This window comes from Psychroserpens ponticola, from assembly GCF_023556315.2.
GTDB lineage: Bacteria > Bacteroidota > Bacteroidia > Flavobacteriales > Flavobacteriaceae > Psychroserpens > Psychroserpens ponticola.
Genome location: NZ_CP116221.1, coordinates 1,742,419 through 1,764,060 on the forward strand (window position 1 = coordinate 1,742,419; position 21,642 = coordinate 1,764,060).

Annotated in this window: 27 protein-coding genes; 4 read left to right on the forward strand and 23 right to left on the reverse strand. The window is 30.7% G+C overall.

Annotated elements, in window-relative coordinates:
• Window positions 1–60 precede the first annotated feature (60 nt).
• The 14 genes from MUN68_RS07735 to MUN68_RS07800 all read right to left on the reverse strand — a co-directional run bounded on the left by MUN68_RS07735 (window position 61) and on the right by MUN68_RS07800 (window position 11,331).
• Window positions 61–210: a hypothetical protein gene (locus MUN68_RS07735; RefSeq protein WP_249994727.1), complete on the reverse strand. Its 150-nt coding sequence runs from the start codon at window positions 208–210 to the stop codon at window positions 61–63.
• Window positions 211–323: 113 nt separating this feature from the next.
• A complete protein-coding gene (locus MUN68_RS07740) occupies window positions 324–920 on the reverse strand; it encodes a TPMT family class I SAM-dependent methyltransferase (protein ID WP_249994729.1) in 597 nt (198 codons plus the stop codon).
• Between the two features lies 1 nt (window position 921).
• A complete protein-coding gene (locus MUN68_RS07745; protein ID WP_249994732.1) occupies window positions 922–1,719 on the reverse strand; it encodes a sulfite exporter TauE/SafE family protein in 798 nt (265 codons plus the stop codon).
• Window positions 1,720–1,782: 63 nt separating this feature from the next.
• The gene (locus MUN68_RS07750; RefSeq protein ID WP_249994734.1) at window positions 1,783–2,415 is read right to left on the reverse strand and encodes a Crp/Fnr family transcriptional regulator; all 633 of its coding nucleotides are present in this window, start codon (window positions 2,413–2,415) and stop codon (window positions 1,783–1,785) included.
• 101 nt (window positions 2,416–2,516) lie between these two features.
• Window positions 2,517–3,524, reverse strand: a complete 1,008-nt coding sequence (locus tag MUN68_RS07755) for a LacI family DNA-binding transcriptional regulator (RefSeq protein ID WP_249994737.1) — start codon at window positions 3,522–3,524, stop codon at window positions 2,517–2,519.
• Window positions 3,525–3,597: 73 nt separating this feature from the next.
• Window positions 3,598–4,626 (reverse strand): endonuclease, encoded by a 1,029-nt coding sequence (locus tag MUN68_RS07760; RefSeq protein ID WP_249994741.1) that lies wholly within the window; start codon window positions 4,624–4,626, stop codon window positions 3,598–3,600.
• Entirely contained in the window at window positions 4,623–5,684 is a 1,062-nt protein-coding gene (locus MUN68_RS07765) for a lamin tail domain-containing protein (RefSeq protein WP_249994744.1), read from the reverse strand. The genes MUN68_RS07760 and MUN68_RS07765 overlap by 4 nt, the downstream gene beginning before the upstream one ends.
• A gap of 111 nt (window positions 5,685–5,795) precedes the next feature.
• Entirely contained in the window at window positions 5,796–6,125 is a 330-nt protein-coding gene (locus MUN68_RS07770; RefSeq protein WP_249994747.1) for a hypothetical protein, read from the reverse strand.
• Between the two features lie 78 nt (window positions 6,126–6,203).
• Window positions 6,204–6,623 carry a hypothetical protein gene (locus tag MUN68_RS07775; RefSeq protein ID WP_249994750.1) on the reverse strand — a complete coding sequence of 140 codons (420 nt, stop codon included), beginning with the start codon at window positions 6,621–6,623 and terminating at the stop codon, window positions 6,204–6,206.
• Window positions 6,624–6,639: 16 nt separating this feature from the next.
• Window positions 6,640–7,053 carry a GreA/GreB family elongation factor gene (locus MUN68_RS07780; protein ID WP_249994752.1) on the reverse strand — a complete coding sequence of 138 codons (414 nt, stop codon included), beginning with the start codon at window positions 7,051–7,053 and terminating at the stop codon, window positions 6,640–6,642.
• A gap of 18 nt (window positions 7,054–7,071) precedes the next feature.
• Window positions 7,072–8,376, reverse strand: a complete 1,305-nt coding sequence (locus tag MUN68_RS07785) for a Glu/Leu/Phe/Val family dehydrogenase (RefSeq protein WP_249994755.1) — start codon at window positions 8,374–8,376, stop codon at window positions 7,072–7,074.
• A 177-nt stretch (window positions 8,377–8,553) separates the two neighbouring features.
• Complete coding sequence (locus tag MUN68_RS07790) at window positions 8,554–8,712, reverse strand: hypothetical protein (RefSeq protein ID WP_249994757.1); 159 nt, start codon at window positions 8,710–8,712, stop codon at window positions 8,554–8,556.
• 189 nt (window positions 8,713–8,901) lie between these two features.
• Entirely contained in the window at window positions 8,902–10,230 is a 1,329-nt protein-coding gene (locus MUN68_RS07795; protein ID WP_249994758.1) for a sigma-54-dependent transcriptional regulator, read from the reverse strand.
• Between the two features lie 9 nt (window positions 10,231–10,239).
• On the reverse strand, window positions 10,240–11,331 hold the full coding sequence (locus tag MUN68_RS07800) for a sensor histidine kinase (protein ID WP_249994760.1): 1,092 nt from the start codon (window positions 11,329–11,331) through the stop codon (window positions 10,240–10,242).
• Between the two features lie 192 nt (window positions 11,332–11,523).
• Between MUN68_RS07800 and MUN68_RS07805 the strand changes: the two genes are divergently transcribed.
• From MUN68_RS07805 to arsB, 4 genes are read left to right on the forward strand one after another with little or no spacing between them, the layout of a single operon-like run.
• A complete protein-coding gene (locus MUN68_RS07805) occupies window positions 11,524–11,853 on the forward strand; it encodes an ArsR/SmtB family transcription factor (protein WP_249994761.1) in 330 nt (109 codons plus the stop codon).
• A 51-nt stretch (window positions 11,854–11,904) separates the two neighbouring features.
• On the forward strand, window positions 11,905–12,372 hold the full coding sequence (locus MUN68_RS07810; RefSeq protein ID WP_249994762.1) for a DUF6428 family protein: 468 nt from the start codon (window positions 11,905–11,907) through the stop codon (window positions 12,370–12,372).
• A 19-nt stretch (window positions 12,373–12,391) separates the two neighbouring features.
• Window positions 12,392–13,024, forward strand: a complete 633-nt coding sequence (locus MUN68_RS07815) for an arsenate-mycothiol transferase ArsC (RefSeq protein WP_249994763.1) — start codon at window positions 12,392–12,394, stop codon at window positions 13,022–13,024.
• Window positions 13,025–13,027: 3 nt separating this feature from the next.
• Window positions 13,028–14,071 carry an ACR3 family arsenite efflux transporter gene (gene arsB / locus MUN68_RS07820; protein ID WP_249994765.1) on the forward strand — a complete coding sequence of 348 codons (1,044 nt, stop codon included), beginning with the start codon at window positions 13,028–13,030 and terminating at the stop codon, window positions 14,069–14,071.
• 91 nt (window positions 14,072–14,162) lie between these two features.
• On the opposite strand, the gene MUN68_RS07825 is transcribed toward arsB, so the two are convergent.
• From MUN68_RS07825 to MUN68_RS07865, 9 genes are all read right to left on the reverse strand, one after another.
• A complete protein-coding gene (locus tag MUN68_RS07825) occupies window positions 14,163–14,300 on the reverse strand; it encodes a hypothetical protein (protein WP_249994766.1) in 138 nt (45 codons plus the stop codon).
• On the reverse strand, window positions 14,297–14,599 hold the full coding sequence (locus MUN68_RS07830; protein WP_249994767.1) for a hypothetical protein: 303 nt from the start codon (window positions 14,597–14,599) through the stop codon (window positions 14,297–14,299). Before MUN68_RS07830 ends, MUN68_RS07825 begins: the two co-directional genes overlap by 4 nt.
• Window positions 14,565–14,792: a hypothetical protein gene (locus MUN68_RS07835; RefSeq protein WP_249994768.1), complete on the reverse strand. Its 228-nt coding sequence runs from the start codon at window positions 14,790–14,792 to the stop codon at window positions 14,565–14,567. Before MUN68_RS07835 ends, MUN68_RS07830 begins: the two co-directional genes overlap by 35 nt.
• A 296-nt stretch (window positions 14,793–15,088) precedes the next feature.
• A complete protein-coding gene (locus MUN68_RS07840) occupies window positions 15,089–15,844 on the reverse strand; it encodes a hypothetical protein (RefSeq protein ID WP_249994769.1) in 756 nt (251 codons plus the stop codon).
• A gap of 100 nt (window positions 15,845–15,944) precedes the next feature.
• Complete coding sequence (locus tag MUN68_RS07845; RefSeq protein WP_249994771.1) at window positions 15,945–16,649, reverse strand: hypothetical protein; 705 nt, start codon at window positions 16,647–16,649, stop codon at window positions 15,945–15,947.
• A gap of 3 nt (window positions 16,650–16,652) precedes the next feature.
• Window positions 16,653–18,620, reverse strand: coding sequence for a T9SS type A sorting domain-containing protein (locus MUN68_RS07850; RefSeq protein WP_249994772.1), 1,968 nt, complete (start codon window positions 18,618–18,620; stop codon window positions 16,653–16,655).
• Window positions 18,621–18,676: 56 nt separating this feature from the next.
• Complete coding sequence (locus MUN68_RS07855) at window positions 18,677–19,147, reverse strand: response regulator (RefSeq protein ID WP_249994773.1); 471 nt, start codon at window positions 19,145–19,147, stop codon at window positions 18,677–18,679.
• 10 nt (window positions 19,148–19,157) lie between these two features.
• On the reverse strand, window positions 19,158–20,996 hold the full coding sequence (locus MUN68_RS07860) for an ATP-binding protein (RefSeq protein ID WP_249994774.1): 1,839 nt from the start codon (window positions 20,994–20,996) through the stop codon (window positions 19,158–19,160).
• Window positions 20,983–21,408, reverse strand: a complete 426-nt coding sequence (locus MUN68_RS07865) for a DUF7793 family protein (RefSeq protein WP_249994775.1) — start codon at window positions 21,406–21,408, stop codon at window positions 20,983–20,985. Before MUN68_RS07865 ends, MUN68_RS07860 begins: the two co-directional genes overlap by 14 nt.
• Between the last annotated feature and the right edge of the window lie 234 nt (window positions 21,409–21,642).

Here is a 21,642-nt window from a genome sequence, read left to right on the forward strand (position 1 = left end):
TATTCGAATGGATAATAAAATCGATTATAAGATACATATTGTAAGATAAGAAAACTCAAATCATCTTTCTTTAGGATCTTCCTTATCTCTATCGCTAGTCGTCATAAATTTCACCAATAATCCAATAAGAACCAGACACACTATTCCGAAAATTGCGATCATTATAACGCCGTTATTCCAATTGTATAATGCAATGCTTTGTGATATCATAATATTAAAATTTGGTTATTGTTTTATGCTATAAAAATATATCAGTTCATAGATATCTACTATGATATATGTCAGCAAATAAGAAAAATATTGTATTCTAACTACAAATAGAATTAATTGTCATTTGTTTTTTTTTCCAAAATAAAAAACAATTCTTTATTTGCTCTTGACCTATGTGAATTGAAAGCTTTATCCATTAATCGTATGTTAAAACAACTGACAAAATATTCAAGATATTCTTGTTTAGAACCACCAAATGGAGGATGATCATTGCATAATGGCATATTAAATAATAAACCAACTAGTTTGCCCTTATCAGACAATATATTGTTCATTTTTGCCACATATTTGAATCTCAAACTAGGATGTAACGCACAAAAAAAGGTTTGTTCTATAATTAAATCGAAAGTCTGTTCTAAATCAAAAAAGTTACCTTGAATTAATTGGTGTTTTGGAAACTCTGGAACTCTGTTTAATACGTTATCTAAAGCCGTTTTTGAGAGGTCTACCACAAAAACGTTTTCAAACCCTTTTTTGAATATGTATTCAGCTTCATAAGAATTGCCACCTCCAGGAATTAAGATCTTAATAGACTTATTATTGAGTTGATCTATGTAAGCTTTTAATGGCTTTGAAATTTCGCCTAAATCCCAACCTATATCTTGAGATTTATAGCGATTGTCCCAATATGATTCATTGAATATTTTCATCTTATGATAGTTCTTTCCAAAGAATGTAAACAGCCATTAACAAAACAAACCAACCGAAACCTTTCTTTAATTTTTTTCCCTCTATAAACTTTGATAAATAGATTCCTAGAAAAATACCAATAATAGATAAACCCGTAAAAGTTAATAAAAACGACCAATCGATTTCTAAATTCTCAACGTCACCAATAAAGCCAATAAGTGATTTAATTGCAATTATTAATAGTGATGTTGCAACGGCTTTTTTCATTGGTAATTTTGCTAGTAATACTAAAGCTGGAATAATTAAAAATCCGCCACCAGCACCAACAATTCCAGTTAAAACACCTACAACGATACCTTCAATTATTATTAATGGAAAGTTATATGTAATTACTGTTTCTTCATCTAAATCGCTTCGTTTGTTTCTAATCATTGAAATAGAAGCGACTAACATTATTAAAGCGAAAAACAGCATGATTGCAATGTTTTTGGTCATAATAAATGAATCAATTGAAAACAATTCTTCGGGAATAGCTGGCATTAAATATCTACGTGTAGTATAAACTGCGATAAAAGCAGGAATTGCAAATACAATTGCCGTTTTAAAATCTACTAATCCTTTTTGTATATTTCTAATGGCACCAACAAAAGCAGAAACTCCAACAATAAATAAAGAATAAGCAGTAGCAGTTACTGGATTAATAAACATTAAATACACTAAAATCGGAACGGTTAAAATAGAGCCTCCACCTCCAACAAGGCCTAAAACAACACCAATTAAAAGTGCTCCAAAATATCCTAACAATTGTTGTATATCCATGTAGTAATCATTTCTTGCAAAGCTAAACCGAATTTATATAGTGTTTAGTAACAAAAGTAGCTTTTATAGATCTATAATTTTAATGTTATTTCTCTGTAGCTCGATTTTACCATTAATCGCTAATTTTTTTAGTAATCTCGATATTACGACACGTGACGTATGAAGATCTTGAGCAATTTCTTGATGAGTTACATGTATGACATCATTATGATTAACCATTGCTTTATCTTTTAAATATAAAAATAAACGTTCATCTAGTTTTAAAAAAGCAATGGTATCGATAGCTTGAAGTAATTCTGTCATACGATCATGATAACTCTGCAAAATAAATTTTTGCCAGCTTTTATATTTACCTAACCACTGCTCCATTTTTTGAACAGGAATCATAATAAGTTTGGCATCTGTTTCAGCAACAGCCATAATTTCACTTTTAGAATTTCCTAAACAACAAGATAAGGTCATGGCACACGTGTCTCCTTGCTCAATAAAATATAAAATAAGTTCTTCTCCTTTAGAATCTTCTCTTAAAATTTTAATTGCTCCACTTAGTAAAAGTGGCATAGATTTAATATAATCTCCAATTGAGATCAGTTGAAATCCTTCAGGTATTTCTTTATATGCACCTACATTGCTTATCTCTTTAAGTAATTCATCTTCAAATAAATAGCCGTAATTTGTCTTTAATTCTTCTAACATAAAATCAATTTATGCTTAAATATAAGGCATTTAAAAAGCTTAGAAAAGTCTATTATTGATTGTAATTAGTAAAGAATACAATTGAAGGTCGTAAAATAGCTTTATTTTGTTGTACCTCTTAATACCAACTTGGTTTTAATTGTTTTAGTTTTAGATGCTATTTGTTTTTTATTATTTAATCGATCAAGAAGAAGTTTTACAGATGCTTTACCAATATCTAAAGTATGCTGAGAAATAGTAGTCAATTTTGGATCGGTAAACTGAAGTACATTCTCATCAGAAAAACCAATTATAGATAGGTCTTTAGGAATATTGTAATTCAATTTTTGAGCCTTTTGAAGTGCAACAACACCAGACGTATTATCAATTGAAATAATGCCATCTACTGAAGGGTGTTTTTTAAAGACATCTTGAATCGTTTCATCAATCAAATTGTCTTTATTTATTGAAACAACAACAGGTTCGTTTATATAATTTGATGTTTCTTTTAAAGCTTCAGCATAACCGTTAACCCTTAGTTTACCAACGCTTAAATCTTGAATATCACCAATTAAAACAATATGTTTTCTACCTTCAGAAAGTAAATGTTTGGTGGCTTCATAAGCGGCTCCGAAATCATCAATAATTACTTTATCACATGCAATATTATCTGAAACGCGATCAAATAAAACAACTGGTATATTTTGAAGAAGAATGGCATTAATATGGTCTACATTGTTTGCAACCTGAGTTTCTTCAGCAATAGACATTATAAAACCATCTACACTTCCATTTGATAATAAATTAAGGCTATTAATTTCTTTAGTCTTTTTTTCGTTAGACAAACATGTAATAATGTTATAACCTTGTTTAGATGCTTCCTTTTCGATTGCTAAAAGTGCTTTTGCAAAAAAGTGATTCAGAATATCAGGTATAATTACTCCTATTGTATTTGTTTTACTGTTTTTAAGACTAATAGCGACCTTATTAGGTTTATAATTAAGGTGTTTTGCAAGTGCCTTAACACGTACAATAGTATCTGGACTTATTTCTTCACTATTGTGCAATGCTTTTGAAACAGTAGAAATTGATACGTTTAATTGTTCTGCTAATTGTTTAAGTGTAATCATTTTAAAAGTTGTTTAACTGGTAATTTACATGAAACATAGACACATACAAATATATTCGTTTCAGATATACAAACTAATTAAACATTCGTTGCGCTAATGTACTATCTAAAACAAATGGGTTACTATTCCCTTGATACGTCTCAATTTTAGTATTCCTATCAATTTCTATTTGATCAATTGGATCATTTATATTCCAAATTAACAATACATCTTTCATATAATTAAAAAAATCTTCATTAGCATATGAGGTATAAGAATTTACATTTGTAGCGTTGTAAATTGTATAAAAATAGAATATGACTCTAGCTATATCACCTTTTTTATTCTCTTGTGGTTCAATTGAGCATTGTTGAGTTCCAGAAAGCAAAGGATATGAATGATCTTGATCAACTTCGGTATGAAGATTTATATTGGAAGTTGGTATGGTATTTAATTGTTGATTTAAATAAAACCACGATTCTGTGTCGCTATCTATAATCTCATTAAACGGACAATTACCTCGAGATGAATTCACTTGTATTCTTGACGGAAAAATATTAAACATATCACTTCTAGCTGGCTCATCACCTGCTCCCATACTTTGTGGAAAAACATGTTCAGCATTGATACCTAAATTAAACGCATGAATTGAAGGATCTGGATCTGTAGAGTAATCCATCACAATGGTATAATTTGAATAAATCCCTTTCAATTCTTGAGTAGCTTGATCCATGTCTACTGCGCTGTACAAAACATCTCTTGCATTACTATATCCTATAGTTTGATTTGGCGTAAAATTAGTTTGCAAACAAGTTAAAAACTCAGTAAATGTAGTAGCTGTGTTACAAATCTGTTCCGTTTGTACAATAGCATGCCAAGTTACACCATCAAAAATATTGAGCACATTAGAGTCTGTATTAAAAATAATAAGTCCTTTAGATGTGCTGGTTACTAAAATTGCATCACGTTCTTCCGAATTCATTCGTGGAGGAAGAAAGCCTTGCGTTGTACTTTCCATATGAAGCGCTGCGGAATCGTCAGGAGTTTCTGTTCCAATACCTACTTGACAAAAAACTGAAGTAGATAATAATAGTACTAAAAGTAAAACGCATATTTTTCTCATAAACTATTTACTGTTCCTTTTGTGTTTGAACTAGCACTTAGGCTCCAAGTACCATCTATTGCTCTTTCAAGCGCAGCATTTTCGTCTGTTGAATTTGTTTCATTAACACCTATATTAACACTTGTTACACCAGTTGCAATACCATCTACTGCAGTAAAAACCCCTTCATAACTTAAAAACTCGATAAGTCCAGAAGGTCCACTAATGGCTATTCCATCGGGATCTCCATTTTGAATTGTTATAGCATCCCATACATAATAACAATTTGAGGCATCACAAGTTTGTATAAGGTTATCAAAAGTTTCCGTGTCATAAGACATTCCATTAGAACCATTGTAAAGCGTCACTGTATATTGTGTTAAATCAACTGGTTGACTTCCTGAATTTCCAGTGATTCTAATTTCAACAAACTCATTAACATCAGTGTTAATGTTGTCGTAATGAAATTCGTTAATTCGAACAGTACTAGTATTTTCGGGTCCAATTGCTCCAACATAATTACTTTTAACTTCTAATCCAGTTAAAGCACCTGTTACAGCTATAGGAGTTACACCAAAACTTATATATTTGCTTTCATCAGTAGTTGTTAATGTATAATTTAAACTCGTTGCTCCAGAAATAGCAATTTCATTTGTTCCAGAAGCATCATCAGCACGATACCATTGATATATTGAAGTGTCTTCTGCATCTGAATCTGCATCTTGATACGTATAAGACGCTGTTAAATTTGCTGCTACATTTAATGTTCCGCTAACGGCAAGATTTATAGCTGTTGGAGCTGTATTAGTGGTTGGACAATAAATATTTTCCCAACTGGTTCCATTGTACACTTGCAAACATTGCTGAGTTCCTTCTATCAGATAAATAAGTAATCCGATGGCTGGGTTAGAAATTGCATCGCGTTGTACCTCATTCATACGTGGTAGCAAAAGTCCTTTGTTTGTTGATGAAACTTCTAATATTGCAGAATCATCAGGTGCAACTGTTCCTATACCTACTTGAGAGTAAGTGTAAAAGGAACAAAAAAATGATACAATAATAGTTAGTGATTTCTTCAAATTATATAAGCAAAAAGCTTCCAAATATAATTTTAAAATGCTATTTGATAGAGTAATAATTCTATGCTACTTCATACTTTGTTTAGGGCAATACTTATAGAAAGATACTTATTATTTTCTTCGATACTTTTTTAGTATGGCATAGAATTGATTCTTAAACGCGTTAAATTCTTTTATATATTTCAAATAGTTGTCGCGTTTTTGTTCATGTATTTTAGATCTTGTCAAATCATATTCTACTTTTCCGTATTCATACTCTTTTTTAAGTTCTTGTTCATACTTACATAACGTTGCCATGTTTAAAACATTCTTTCTACGTATGGCTTGAATTGCTGTTGATATTGAAGTATTATGAATCAGTTGTTTTTCAACACTATTAAAATGATTTAGTTCGGTATTAACATACTCTAGCATGTCAATCCATAAGCATAATTCGCTCAAGTCTTTTTGTATACACAGTCTCCTATGCATATCGATTTTATATATTGAAAGAGTATTCAAAAGATTAAAAAGGCATAATTAATTTGTTTTTAAAAGCGTTAATTTCCCTTGTACTTTATTAAAAAATTCATCTTTAAGTCTTCTATATTTATCTAAGTGATATAAATAACTTTTGCGATAGCTTTCATGCTCAGTGATATAAGCCATATCGCATTGTGTATCTTCACACTCTACAATATTAGACCTAGAATTAGCATATTTACGAAGTGCATTTAATAAGGCTTCATTTTCAACTTCTTTTTTCTTTAAACGTTCAGCGACACTATCATCACCAATTTTGCTTTTTAAATCCTTATTACAAATGCTTATAAGGTTGATCAATTCTTTTTTGATGTATTTTAAATGGTTCGTCCAATTATCAAGTTCCATGGTGTTGATTTTATGTGTCACATCAACATCAGAATCATGAGTAAATATTTCTGTATTTAAATTTGTCATAATCATTTCATTTATGCTATATATTTATTCCACTTAAGGTTTCTTCTTGAGTAACATTGGTTATTTTTAACTGCTGTTTTCCTCCTGGGAAATCCCATATAATTGTATCATCTTTTGAATACCCAATTAATGCAGAACCCATTGGTGTTAGAACAGAAATTTTATTTTTGTTTAAATCCTTATCTAATGGAATAACGACTTGTAATGTTTTAACTAATCCACTTTCAAAAGTTATTGTCACTTCACTATTAAATCTTATAATGTCGCTTGGCATGTCTTCTTCATCAACTATATGAGCACTTTTTAGCTCTTCAACTAATTTCATAAGTGATTTTTGAACTTCATGATCTTCAGCATAACCTGAAATATTTAATATGCGTTTTAAATACACATATTCTTTTTTTTCTAATATTAAACTTCCGTACTTCATTTGCATCGATTTTAAAATTTATGGAAAAATTCCTCTTTGTACATAGGCTTTTTCTATACGCTCAATAGCAATACAAAAAGCGGCAGTTCGCATATCCATGGCTTCACGTTCAGAATACGCATAGACTTTATCAAAAGATTCTTTTAATTTCTTGTCTAGTTTTGTCATGACTTCATCTAATTGCCAAAGCTCTCCATTTCGGTTTTGCAACCATTCAAAATAGCTAGCTACAACGCCTCCTGAATTGCATAAAATGTCTGGAATAATACTTATTCCTCTTTCTAGAAGAATCTTCTCTCCTTCAACGTTTGTTGGTCCATTTGCGCCTTCAGCAATAAGTTTTGCTTTAATTTTTGAAGCGTTCTTTTTAGTAATCTGATTTCCTAAAGCTGCTGGAATACAGATATCACAATCTAAAGTGAAGAATTCTTCCTTTTTAACAGACATCGCATTTGGAAAATCAACAATACTACCATCATTGATTTGACTGTATTTAAATAAGTCTTCAACAGTGATTCCTTTTTGATTTTGAATACTTCCAAAAGCATCCTGAACAGCAACTAATTTTGCACCATCTTTTTCTAAAAAATGTGCAGCCCAATAGCCAACATTTCCAAAGCCTTGAACAATAAACTTTTTACCTTTTAAACTCACGCTCTTTTTTTCTGCCCAAAACTTAATCGACAAATACACACCATATCCTGTTGCTCTATCACGACCTTCTAACCCTCCACTTCCATCAGGCTTGCCAGTAACGACATGTTGATTGGCAGTACGTTCTGCTGGTGGACGCGTACTCATGTAAGTATCAGCAATCCAAGCCATAGTCTGACTATTCGTGTTGACGTCTGGAGCAGGAATATCGTGTTCTGGTCCAATATTATCTGCTAAGGCGAATGTGAAACGTCTGGTAATACGTTCTAGTTCTGAATGTGAATATTTTGAAGGATCTATTTTAATACCTCCTTTTCCTCCTCCATAAGGCAAGCCTGCCAAAGATGTTTTCCAAGTCATCCACATTGCTAAAGCTCTTGCTGCATCAATATCTACGGTTGGATGGTAACGCAATCCACCTTTATAAGGTCCTAATGCATTATTATGTTGCACTCTATATCCTGTAAATATCTCTACATCTCCATTATCCATTTTTACTGGGAAATTTATAATAATCTCATTATTTGTTATACTTAATATTTTTCTAATATTTGGGTGTAAATTAATTTGGTCTGCAGCTGTATTAAACTGCTCCATTACATTATCCATCATACCTCTAACAGGTACTTTTTTGGTTACTTTTTTCAATTTTGCTGTTGCTATTGCCATTTTGTATGTATTTAAAATTCTTATTTGAAATAACGATTAATGATCGATCTTTCATGATACTTATCACTAATGTATTTACTTCTAGGACTTTTGTTTTTAATTTTTATTCCTGAGGAATTTCGATTTGAAACTGTTGCTATTAATGTGCTAAAAATCATAATTGTTAATCTTAAATTATTAAACTAATTCTAAAGTTTGTTCTTGTATTGGTTCTAAATCGCGTGTATTTGGTATAGCTTCATCGAACTCGCTACAAGACCATACCTTATCTTTTTGAGCAGTTAACACGCAATTGTTGCGATGCATGCAACTCGGACAAATATTAAATTGATTCATATTCAAAAAATTAGTATTACTTACGCATACCAAAAGGCAATGCTTATGCCAAAACATTTTTTGAAATTATCCCAAAACGAGAAAGCCCTTTTAAACAAAGGGATTTGTTTATATTAACATGAAAGTTGAAGATGTATTAACTGAGACAAAATCACCCAGTCGAGTAAAAAAGTATCAGTTTTTATGCAATTATTCCGAAAGTTTTTGACGAATGGTTTTTCGATCTATTTGAAGGATTTCAGCAGCTTTTGTTTTATTGTTTCCAGTTGCTCTTAATACTTTCTCAATGTATTGTTTTTCAATAACCTTTAACGGTTGTAAGCTTTCTGAAGAGAAATTTAAATTGTATTTTATATGCTCAGGTAAATGCTCAACATTAATTTCTTTATCGCACATAATAACTGCACGCTGTATGATGTTTTCTAATTCTCTGATATTTCCTGGCCAATCATAACGATTTAAAACAGTCAAAGCTTCAGGTGTAATTTTTATAAATCGATCTTTGTATTCTACACCATATTTAAAGAGGAATTTATCGACTAATAATTGAATATCATCTTTACGTTCTCGTAAAGGCGGAATGTCAATTTCTACAACAGTCAAGCGATAAAACAAATCTTCTCTAAAGCTTTGTTTTTGAATCATAGCTTTCAAATCACTATTTGTAGCAGCAACAATACGCACATCAATTTTTTCAGACTTAGTTGTACCTACTTTAACGACTTCCTTTTCTTGTAAAACACGCAATAATCGAGATTGCACTGCAAGTGACGCATTTCCAATTTCATCTAAAAAAATAGTACCTCCATTTGCTGCTTGAAAAAATCCTTCTCTATTAGTTTCTGCTCCAGTAAATGCACCTTTCACATAACCAAACAATTCTGCTTCTAAAAGATTTTCTGGAATTGCACCACAGTTTACCGCAATAAAAGGTGCTCTAGAAAACTGGCCTTGATAATGAATTGCTCGAGCCACTAATTCCTTTCCTGTACCACTTTCTCCTTTAATAAAAACTGTTGCTTTATTATCTTTTACACGTTCAATGATCTGAATAACATCATTAATTTTTTCAGAGTTTCCAATAATGTCTCCATAGGTTTTATTTTTTCTTTGGGAAAGCACTTTTGATTGTTGCATTTTTACTTCAGAAATAACTAAAGATTTCCCTAAAGCCGATTTTAATTCTTCTTTCGTAAAAGGCTTCGTTAAATAATCGACTACACCAGATTTTATAGCTGCTAATGAATCTTGAACGGAAGGATAACCAGTGACAACCAATTTTGGTAATTTCGGATAATGTTCTGATACAAATTTAATGAGTTCAAAACCGTCAACTTCAGGCATTTTTAAATCCGTAATTAATAAATCTATAGACGTATCTCGTAAAATTGTGACAGCTTCTTTTACTGAAATTGCTTTAAATACGTGATAATTCCATGACTGTAAATGACGTTGTAATAGTTCTAATATATTAACATCATCGTCTACAATAAGTATATTTTCTTTACGTAATTGCATCGTTATTATTTATTCTTTAGGAAGTGTTATTGTAAATATAGCACCTTTATTTGGGTTGTTTTTAGCTGTAATAATTCCTTTATGAGAAGCGACAATACCATGCACAACACTTAGGCCTAAGCCAGAACCGTCTCCTAAAGGTTTTGTTGTATAAAAAGGCTGAAATACTTTGTCTAAATCTTCAGTTGTAAATCCTTTTCCTTCATCAGAAATTTTAAGAATTACGTCTTTTGCTGTGGTTTTAGCTTCAATTGTAACTAAACCATTTTTAGGTGAAAAATAGATGGCATTCATTAATAAATTGAAAATAATCTGCGTTAACTGAATTGGATCTGCACGCAACCATAATTCGTCATCCTCAACTTTAACCAGATATTTCACCTGTTCTTTTCTAAACGTAGCATCTAATAAATTAATTGAATTTTTAATATTTGGAATGAGATTAACACGCTTCATTTCTTGTGGCATTTCACAAGCGAAAAACATGAGTTTCTTTACAACTTCTCTAGAAAAAATGGCGTTTTTTATAATCTTATCGACATCCTCTAAAGATTTATCATTTGCTTTTAGATCACTTTTTAATAATTCAGCAAAACCTAAAATATTGGCTAAAGGCGTATTCAACTCGTGAGCAATACCAGCAGTAATTTCACCTAAAATACCCAAACGATCAGCATGTTCCATCTGACGCTTTAAAGAGGTTTCATTTTTCTGAATTTCAATACGCTCTAATAGGCTTCCGAGTTTCAATGCAACATTATTTAATAAAGATTGCTCTTCTACTAAAAAATCACTGGCAGTATATTCTGAAGCATTCAAATGCGCACTAATGTTTCCTTTAGATTCATTAAACAAATGAATTTCAGAATCAATTATAACTGTTTTTTTTAGATTATCATTTGTAGTAATTGAATGTGTAGCAGTAATTATAGTAACCTCTGTTTTTTTAGGAAACTGAAATGCTTTTTTTACACTAAATGCAATCGCTTTTAAAGTCTCTTCAATAAGTTCAACATTAGCATTTACAATAAAAGATGACACCTCGTAAAGACAAGTCAACTCCTTTATACGTTCTTGTAATGCTTGTTCTGTTGTACTCATTTAGCTGCTGTAACTGATTTAGTCATTCATAAATTATGTATAAAAATATTAACAAATGCAACTACAAATATAACACAAAAAAAGACCACTTCTTAAGTGTTGTTTTTCTACTATAACGATAAATTATGCTAAAAACAATATTGTAATCCAAATATTAATCGTAATATTGCAATAAACAAATAAAGCAACAAAATGGGATTAGCAAAAACAGAAATGTTTACCGATGAACAAAACAAAATTTCTTTATTCGCTAAAGTCTTTGGACATCCAGCAAGAGTAGCAATTTTACAGCATCTATTTAATATTGACAGTTGTGTCTGTGGTGATTTAGTCAATCAAATCGGACTTGCACAACCTACAATATCGCAGCATTTAAAAGAACTCAAACAATTAGGCTTAATAAAAGGAAACGTAGAAGGCACAAGTGTTTGCTATTGCATCGACGCAGAAAATTGGACAAATATGAAAAAAATAATGTTCCAATTTTTAGACCAAGACATAACTAAAGGAAATTGTTGCTAATAAAAAAATTTGATCACATTAATCGTATAATCGCAATAAACAAATATACTTATGAAACTATCAGAGATTAAAAACGAATTGAACCAATTGGAAACCATATCATTTCAATTGCCAAACGGAGAATTAGTTCCAAGTCACTTCCATGTTACAGAAGTTGGTAAAATAACAAAACACTTTATCGATTGTGGAGGAACTATAAGAAACGAAGAAGTTGTAAACTTTCAGCTTTGGAATGCAAATGATTATGACCACAGATTACATCCTGAGAAACTATTGCATATTATTGAGCTTTCAGAAAAAGTTTTAGGCATCGAAGATTTAGAAATTGAAGTAGAATATCAAGCGGAAACTATTGGAAAATTCGGACTTGATTTTGATGGAAAAAACTTCTTACTAACGACCAAACAAACCGACTGCTTAGCAAAAGACAATTGTGGAATTTCGGCTGAAAAACCTAAATTAAAATTGTCTGAAGTACAAGCCGAAAACTCTTGTGCACCTGGAAACGGTTGTTGCTAATTTTAAAACATCAATATAAATGATCACAACACAATCAACGCTCTTTTCAGATATTGAAAACCTAATTAAAGGATTAGATTCTCAGTCTATTTCTGAAGAGCGCAAAGCTGTTTTGCAACCACTAACTAATTTTATACAGACGAAAGTGTCGTCTAATCAAGTGGTTCGAATCAATTTCATTTGCACACACAATTCTCGTAGAAGTCATTTGTCTCAAGTTTGGGCACAAACTATGGCAAATTACTTTAATATAAAAAATGTGTTTTGTTATTCAGGAGGAACAGAAGCAACTGCATTGTTTCCAATGGTGGCAGAAACACTAAAAAATTCTGGGTTTGAAGTCAGAACAATTTCTGAAGGGAAGAACCCGATTTACAGTATTAAATATGCTGATAACGAACATCCTATCATCGGGTTTTCTAAAAAGCTAGATGATGATTTTAATCCGAAATCTGAATTTGTAGCAATCATGACCTGCTCTCAAGCAGATGGTGGTTGTCCGTTTATTGCTGGAGCAGAAAAACGTATTCCTATCACTTTTGAAGATCCAAAAGCATTTGACAATACACCTCTACAGGCTGAAAAATATAATGAAAGAAGTCTGCAAATTGCAACTGAATTATTTTACATTTTCTCACAAATCAACTCCTAAAAAATGGCAGTAAAAAAATTAAGTTTTCTGGACAAAAATCTTACACTTTGGATCTTTGTTGCTATGGCTATTGGCGTAGGCCTTGGGTATTTTATTCCAACATTTCCTGATATTATTAACTCATTTAATAGTGGAACAACGAATATTCCTATTGCTATCGGATTGATCTTAATGATGTATCCTCCTTTAGCTAAAGTGAATTATGCGCTTTTACCAAAAGTATTTAAGAACACGAAAATATTATCTATTTCTTTGATCCTAAATTGGATCATTGGTCCTGTGTTGATGTTCATTTTAGCAATCACATTTTTAAGTGACTATCCTGAATATATGGTTGGACTTATTTTAATTGGTTTGGCACGTTGTATAGCCATGGTTTTGGTATGGAATGACCTCGCAGAAGGCAGCAGCGAATATGGAGCTGGTTTAGTCGCTTTAAATAGTATTTTTCAAGTCTTTGCATACAGTTTTTACGCATGGCTTTTTATCACAGTACTTCCACCCTATTTTGGTTTTGATGGTGCTATTGTTGATATTTCAATAGGAACCATTGCAGAAAGTGTAGCCATTTATCTTGGAATTCCTTTTTTACTAGGAATTTTAAGTCGACTCATTTTAGTAAAAATGAAAGGTGAAGAATGGTACACTCAGAAATTCATTCCAACCATTTCTCCACTAACCTTAATTGCGCTGTTATTTACAATTGTAATTATGTTTTCATTAAAAGGTGAATTAATTGTTGAGATTCCAATGGATGTACTCATTATTGCCATTCCGTTATTGATCTATTTCACGTTAATGTTTATCATTGGCTTTTTCTTTACCAAAGCTACAGGAGCCGAATATGACAAAACAACTGCTGTTGCATTTACTGCTGCAGGTAATAATTTTGAACTCGCTATTGCTGTTGCTATTGCTGTTTTCGGATTGAATTCTGGGCAAGCTTTTGCTGGAGTTATTGGGCCTTTAGTAGAGGTTCCAGCTTTAATTCTATTAGTCCGAGTGTCGTTTTGGCTGCGGAAAAAGTATTACTTAAATGAAAAGTAACGTGTATTTTAAATATAATTAAAACTTATACGAGACTTTAGTGCAAGCTAAAGTCTTGTTTTGCTAAAAGCAAGATTTTATCTAGTAAAAATTATCGTCTTCTACCACCAGAATACGTCATCGCTTCTCCTTTTCCGAAACCATAACTAATTCCTAAAGTTATAAAACGACCACGTTGATCAAAACTGTAGGTTTCATCACTATAAATCACTTCAATACTTTCAATCATATCAGCAGTAATTGTTCTAGTGTATTACTAGATTCATCTGCCAATACAGACGGTTTTCTATTAATAAGAATTTGCACACCAGAACTTCCGCGTAAGCTAACCTCTGCTTCAATATTAACATTTACTGAAGGCACATTATTTAGTACTTCTAACGTACTAACTCCTGTGCTACTAATATCTTTTCCAACATTAAACACAGGCTTATCAAGCTTAAATACCGTTTTAGACACTTCTCCTTCAATAACAATTTCATCAAGTGCCTGACTATCTGCTTCCAATGAAATTGTACCTAATATCATCAGAAGTAACGCCTTTAATAATCGCTTTTGTATTAGTTTCATAAAGTACTACTGTTGCATATGGAACAGGTTGCAAACTCTCTTTTTCAATTAGAGTACCATAAACATTAATTTGAATGTCTTGAGAAAACGCATAATTGCTTGAAACTAGAATCAGGAAAATATAAAATGCTTTTTTTATAATCAAGTGCATTAGATAAGATTTAGGATTTTGTTTAAAAACTTAGATTAGGAAATTTAATGTAGAATACTGTATTAAATAATTTGTATCCAAGTAAAATATTAAACATACTTCTTTATTATAATTAAAAAAAAGCGAGCCACTTCAATTTGAAGTAAGCTCGCTCTGCTATTAACTAATTATAGGGAAAATTTACAATACTTTTTATGTAATCAATAAGCGCTCTGGTGTAAAATATAAATCTATTTAAGTAGCACCTTCTGTGTTTTTTAGTCGTGTTAAGTTAACATACTAAAATAGATAAAAGTTTATCTTCCTTTATGGGTTCTAGTTAATACATATCTTATATCGTAAATCTCAGCAGAATAATCAGATTCTATTTTAACTGTTCCTCCATTTGTTTCCCAAGTATCTAAAGTATAAGTATTAAAAGAACTCAAATAAAAATGCTCTATTCCTACACCTTTTGAAGTTATAAAGTCTCTTGTATATATTTCTCCTACTGCTCCTCCAATATCTATAGCTACAGTTATTTTAGTGGTTTTATTAGCAGTTGGTTTCACTTTAAATTCTATCATTACATTTAAACCATCTCCATCTCTACCTGTTATTTTAGAATTAGCAGAATCATAAAACTCTGTTATATCTATCGGTTTTTGACTATCTCGAGTCGTACTTGCATCATTAGGTAAAGTCACTTTGGTATTAGCTACTAATGTAAAAGGACTTCCTGAAGTGTAAGTTCCATCAACATAATCAGCCCATCCTGTATAATCACTAGTGCTATTTTCATTAATAAGTCTTACCCAGCTTACACCATCAAAAAAGCAAAATACATTGTCGTCTGTATCAAACACCAATAAGCCATCTGCTGGGCTCGATATGGCATTTTTTTGTGCTGTTGTCATTCGTGGTGCTAAAAGCCCTTTATCTGTAGAGCTTACATCTAACATTGCAGATGCTTCTGGTTCTACACCTATACCAACTTGTGAAATGGCGTTATAATTTATGCTGGCAAAAATGACTAAAGTTAATAGTATCAATCGTAGTTTTATAGTTTTCATAATGAGTATTTTAAAGTTGTTTTATATTCTTATTTTTATAATAAATAGGCTTCTTTTAAGATATTTAATCTTCAAGCTTTGAAATCAAAAATGACTTCTATTATAAACCTTCCACTGTAATGTAACCATAGTCCGAATCTACATTAACACTTGTTCCTGTTAAGGAGATTATTTTCAGATAAACTTCTGTAGTTACTAATGGTGTTATAAAGGCCACTGCAATAGGTTGACTAGAACCGCTTACATTAAGGTTAGTTGGAGAAATAAAAGCTTTATTTCCAAATTCTATTGAATTTGTATCATCGTACCATTGATAAACTAAATAAGAAAAGTTAGACGAATTAGTGGCATTTAATGCTGCTGTTAGCTTATATGTAACACCAGCACTTAAGGTCACAACTCCAGTTCCTGCAGAAAACCCTGCAGTACCTAAAGCTCCAGAAGAAGCTGTAATAGTTAGGTTATCAATATTATTCCCTGTGACAACAGATTCATCTGCATTCATTTTTGCATGTAAAAATTCTGGTGTTTTTGTGTTAATACTCTTCCAACTTATACCATTAAAAAAGGAAAACCCTTTTTCATTTGTATCAAATACCAAAAGTCCATCAGCTGGATTCGTAATCGCTGTTTTTTGAGCAGTGGTCATTCGTGGAGCTAAAAGTCCTTTTTCTGTAGAACTCACATCTAGCATTGCAGACGCTTCTGGTTCTACACCTATGCCTACTTGTGATATAGCATTATAATTAAAGCTAACAAAAACTGTTAAAGTTAATAGTGTTAATCGTAGTTTTAGATTTTTCATAATTTAGTAATTTATGATTTTATTGGTTAGTTTCATTTTATTGGTTTCAACCTTCACTAGGTAAATACCGTTGCTATTATTAAATGGGATTACTATTCTATTTTGGTTATTTAAGTTTGTATGTAACTGTAAAACTTCTTGTCCTAGAACATTAAATATTTTGATATTCTTTATCTGTGCTCTTTTAGGGTTATTCACTATGATTTGCTTATTACCATTATAGAAAACATCAATATTTGAGGCAGCTTCATCCGTAATAGATAAAGTCTCTTGTGGTTGAAAAACAATTGAATATCGATCTAAATGATTTCCTGATGGCAAATTGACATCATAGTTAGATTCACTTAAATTATGTGTGATATTTAAAACATTATCTTTTAAATACACAGTATGTTCAAAGCTTTCAACATCATCGAGCATAATTTGTTGATTTTCAGCATTTGTTATCAATATTCCTAATGGCACTTCTATGGTGTCATTAAAATTGTTTAAACCTTGAATTGCATACTTTTTTTCAGCATCATCCTCTATCACAAAAAACATATCATCATCTCTATTTTGATTTAATAGAGCGTCATAACCTGGATTGTAGTTTATATCTGCATAAGTGTTTGGTAAAAACCCTAAAAGTAACTGTCTATGAAAACCTTCAGTATCTTCAAAACCAATTCTTATATATTGATTAGTTGCATCTATATCTGTTTCTGATTCCACCTGATTTGCTACTCTAGATTGTAATGAACTTTCAGTAACAAAAACTCTTTGAGAATTTGTAAAGGCAATGTTGCCACTTCCGTACGAATCGACAAAAAATCCTTGACCAATAGATATGTATTGCGATGGTGCAGTGACACTACCAGAACTTCCAATACCAGTAATTAGAGGTGAAGCAATAGATGGTGTTATTCCACCAGTTAAATTGCGTATGGCATATCCTCCTAAATAATCTGTTAACGCATGTGAAGTTGATCCTCCATCAACCCAAAAATATAGAGCGTCAAATAACAATATATTATCATTTATAAATTTATTAGCATCTATAGCTGATGGGTAAGGATTACCTATTAAAGATTGTTCTCCTATATTTATCGGTAAAAAATAGTTTGCATTATTTGGAGCTCCAGAATACACATAGTTTTGTTCTGTAAAAAGAGTATTAGTCCCTTTCATGGTATATCCTTCTCCTGGGTTTAGTCTACTGTATTGATCTAAACCAACCCAATCTGAGTATGCGCCAGTTCCTTGTAAATATTTGTATACCCATTGTTCATTAATGGTTAAAGCTGTAACAACATTGCCAAATTCATCTAATACAGAAGGTAATCCATTATATGGTGAACCAGAATTAAATAATATTGGCCTTGGTTTAAAAGGGTTATTACTCGAGTCTGAACCATCAAATTTTGATTCTGAAAGAGAAAACGTACCATCATCACTTACAGGAGATGACCAATAATTAAATTTGAAAGCAGATGCATAGCCTTGTTGATCAACTAGTAGTCTACCAGAATCAATTATATTCATATTTGCAGGTGAAGATTGGATGAGTTGTGATTCTCCTAATAGACGAAAATTTCCATTTATTAAGTTTAATCCTTTCTCTATAATAATTTCGAAATTGTCAGCTACTGCAACACCTTTAGTATTAGTTGCTGTAACGTTAATTTCTAAATTATAGAAATTGATTGAATTTGAAGAGCCAGAAATATTTAATAATGTATTGTTAGAGCTCTTAAAATAAGTGGTGCCAGACGTTGGCAATGTTGTTATACCATTATTAATAAAATCATGGTTTAAATAAAGGTTGCCATTGGTAGTATGAATACCGTTAGTTGCGTTTGTGTAGTCATTTTTAAAATAAACATCTGTAAACGATTCAATTTTTAAAAGCCCCTCATTTACAATTTGAGAGTAACAACAAATAAAACTTGAAATAGTTAAAATGCTACATAAGTAAAATTTAATTTTCATAAATAAAAAATTTAAGGTTAATAATAGATTTGTTTGGGGATTTTTTAAATAATTAGTTATAGGGCTTTTTTAAAATAATTAGTTATAGGGTTAATTTGATAATCATAACTGTTTAAATAGGGATAAAATTCACATAAAATAGTATTGAAATCCTGAGTTGTTAAAGGCTTGCATATAAAATCTACACAATGTTTCTCACTCTTAACTTTAATAACATCATGTATGTTAGTTGATGAAGACAGCATATATATTTTAATGGGCTTTTCTCTTATGTTTTTTAGCTTATTAAACTCATTTAAAAATTGAAAACCATTCATTTCTGGCATGTTTATATCTAATAAAATAACATCTGGTATAAACTTGTCTTGGTGCTCTTTTTTCTTTTCAAAGATTTTTAAAAAATTAATAGCTGTGTTGCCTCTTACAAATGTTCTTACATTAGTATCAATTGTGGCTTTCTCAATAATTTTTTTACTGATAAATAGATCTATTTTATTGTCGTCAATTAGCATAATGTTCAGTTTCATAAGCAAGTAGTTATTTGGGGTTAGGTAATATAATTTCAAAGCAAGTACCTCTATTTATTGTGCTTTTCACAAGTATTTCTCCTTCTAAATCTTCTACTATACTTTTAACAACATATAAGCCTAATCCATTTCCAGCCACATCATGTTTGTTTGCTCTATAGTATAAATCAAATATCTTTTTTACATCATCCTTTGCTATACCAACTCCATTATCTATCACTGTAATTACTACTTTATCTTGATTAGTTTTCACTGAAATATTAATACATGATATACTCTCTTTTGTAGGTGCTTTAGAATATTTAATAGCGTTTTGAATTAAATTATGAAAGACAGAACTCAATAACTCTGGGCTCGAATTGAATGTAGCAGGTGTATCTAGATGAGTCTCTACTTTAATTTTTTTTAAATTATTTGAACATGAAAGTATCTGTATAATGTTTTCAATAATATCTTGAAAATCAATCTCACTAAATACATTTCTATTTAAGGTTATCAGAGAGGCTTGAGTTAAACTTTCAGACAAAAGTTTACCTTTTGCTATAGTAGTATCAAGCATTTCTAATAATATATTCCTGTCACTTACTGCTTCATCTTTTAATAAGTTTAGTAAGCCTTCAGCTGATGAAAAAGGAGCTTTTAAATCATGAGCAGAACGATATAAAAACAACTCTAAATCTTTAGTTTTTTGTTGTAATTTATTTTCTAATGCTTTCCGTTTAGAAATATCCAACATCATAGCACAGTAAATTTTTTGTCCTCTAATATTCAAACTACTTAATGCAAATTCTACCGGAAATTCTTCTTTATTCTTACTTAGGCAATACATTTCAATCAAATCAACATCTTGATTGTTTTCTAGTTTTTGAGTCACATTTAATAACTCTCTAATGCTTGTTTTTCTATACTTTTTTGAGATTAAAATGGTAAGTGGTTTTCCTATGATTTCAAATTTGGTATATCCAAAAGCAAGCTCAGCTCCTTTATTCCATTCTGTAATATTTCCTTTATGATCTGTGACAACTATAATGCCTACATTAATAGATTGATAAATTAATCTACATTTTGAACCGACTTCTCTGTCTTCGTTTATAGAATATGTCTTAGGATTTTCTTGAATGGTAACTGTTATAGAAACCATACCTCCTAGTTTGTTAAAAACTGGAGCTACTAATACTGAATAATCATGTTGTTTTCCTTTTGAATCAAATTCAGTGATTTCAAATTGATTAGCTGTTTTTTCAGTATTTACATAATTAATATTTTGTTTTAAAATTTCAAAAGAGTCTAAACTAATATGATCATAAATATAAGTGTCAATCATTTCTGAAACTTCTAGATTGCCATAATTCTTATTTGCATTTAGAATTTTACCATGTCGTGTAATTAAAAACACATGAAATGGCATAATATTCAAAAAATCTTTGTGTTTTGAACTCGCCTTTAATAGTAAATTATTTTGTTTATAGGTTTTAGTTACATCATCATAGAGGCCAAAATATTTCACATTATTTTCAATCTCATCATTTACTGGAATTAGTTTAGTATCTAAATATATTATTTGTCCACTAGTTAATGTTTCAGATAAAACACCATTCCACTTTTGTCCCATTTTAAGAGTTCTCCATAAATTTTTATACAGTGAATCTGTATGTAAATGAGATCTTAATATTTTTTGAGTTTCACCAATAAGTCTATTACTATTACTCTCTAAAATTGCACAATAACTATCACTCGCATATTCTAACCTACCTAATGAATCAGTAACAGTAAACATTGAATTATCTTTAATTAAAGACAATGCGTTTTTATCTAAGTTTGATGATATGTAATAATTAATTGCTTCCATAAAACATATTTTTAGTTTCTATACAATACTGTTTTGCTATTGCGACATCACTAAACATAAAGTATGGTGTAACTTGATTGTATATTCTTTTATATGAAATAATTAATAGTTTCATGCCTATTGAATTATAAACAAAAGCTTCAGATATTCTTAAGACTTTTAGATATGAAGACTCAGCTAAAACAGTAATTGCTTCTGGAGAAAATGTGCCACGTGTTCCTCTTAAGTCTATTAGAAAAGGCATTGATTTTCCATTACATAATCTTACTATTGCTTGCACATATAATTTTGCTCTTTCTATATCTAATTTATAATTAGGGTTATCATTACTAAACTTACAGTAAAGGATACCTTTAGCTCCTACCCAAAATTTTGTAGATCCTATTATTATACTATTTTCACTGTTATTCATGCTTATTTTATTAGTCCTAATTAAATGCACTTGACATCTTTTATTTTAAAACGAACTATTAGTATTTAATTTAGTTCTAGTTTCATTTTTAAAACTGATGCCAAAACAAGTGCCAAAAATGGATTTAGTCCAAAAAAAAAACACAAAATACTGATTTTAAGTACTTTGTGTTTTTAAATTTAAAATTAAGCCTATTTATAAAATATCGATATACCGTGTATTTTTATCGCTGAA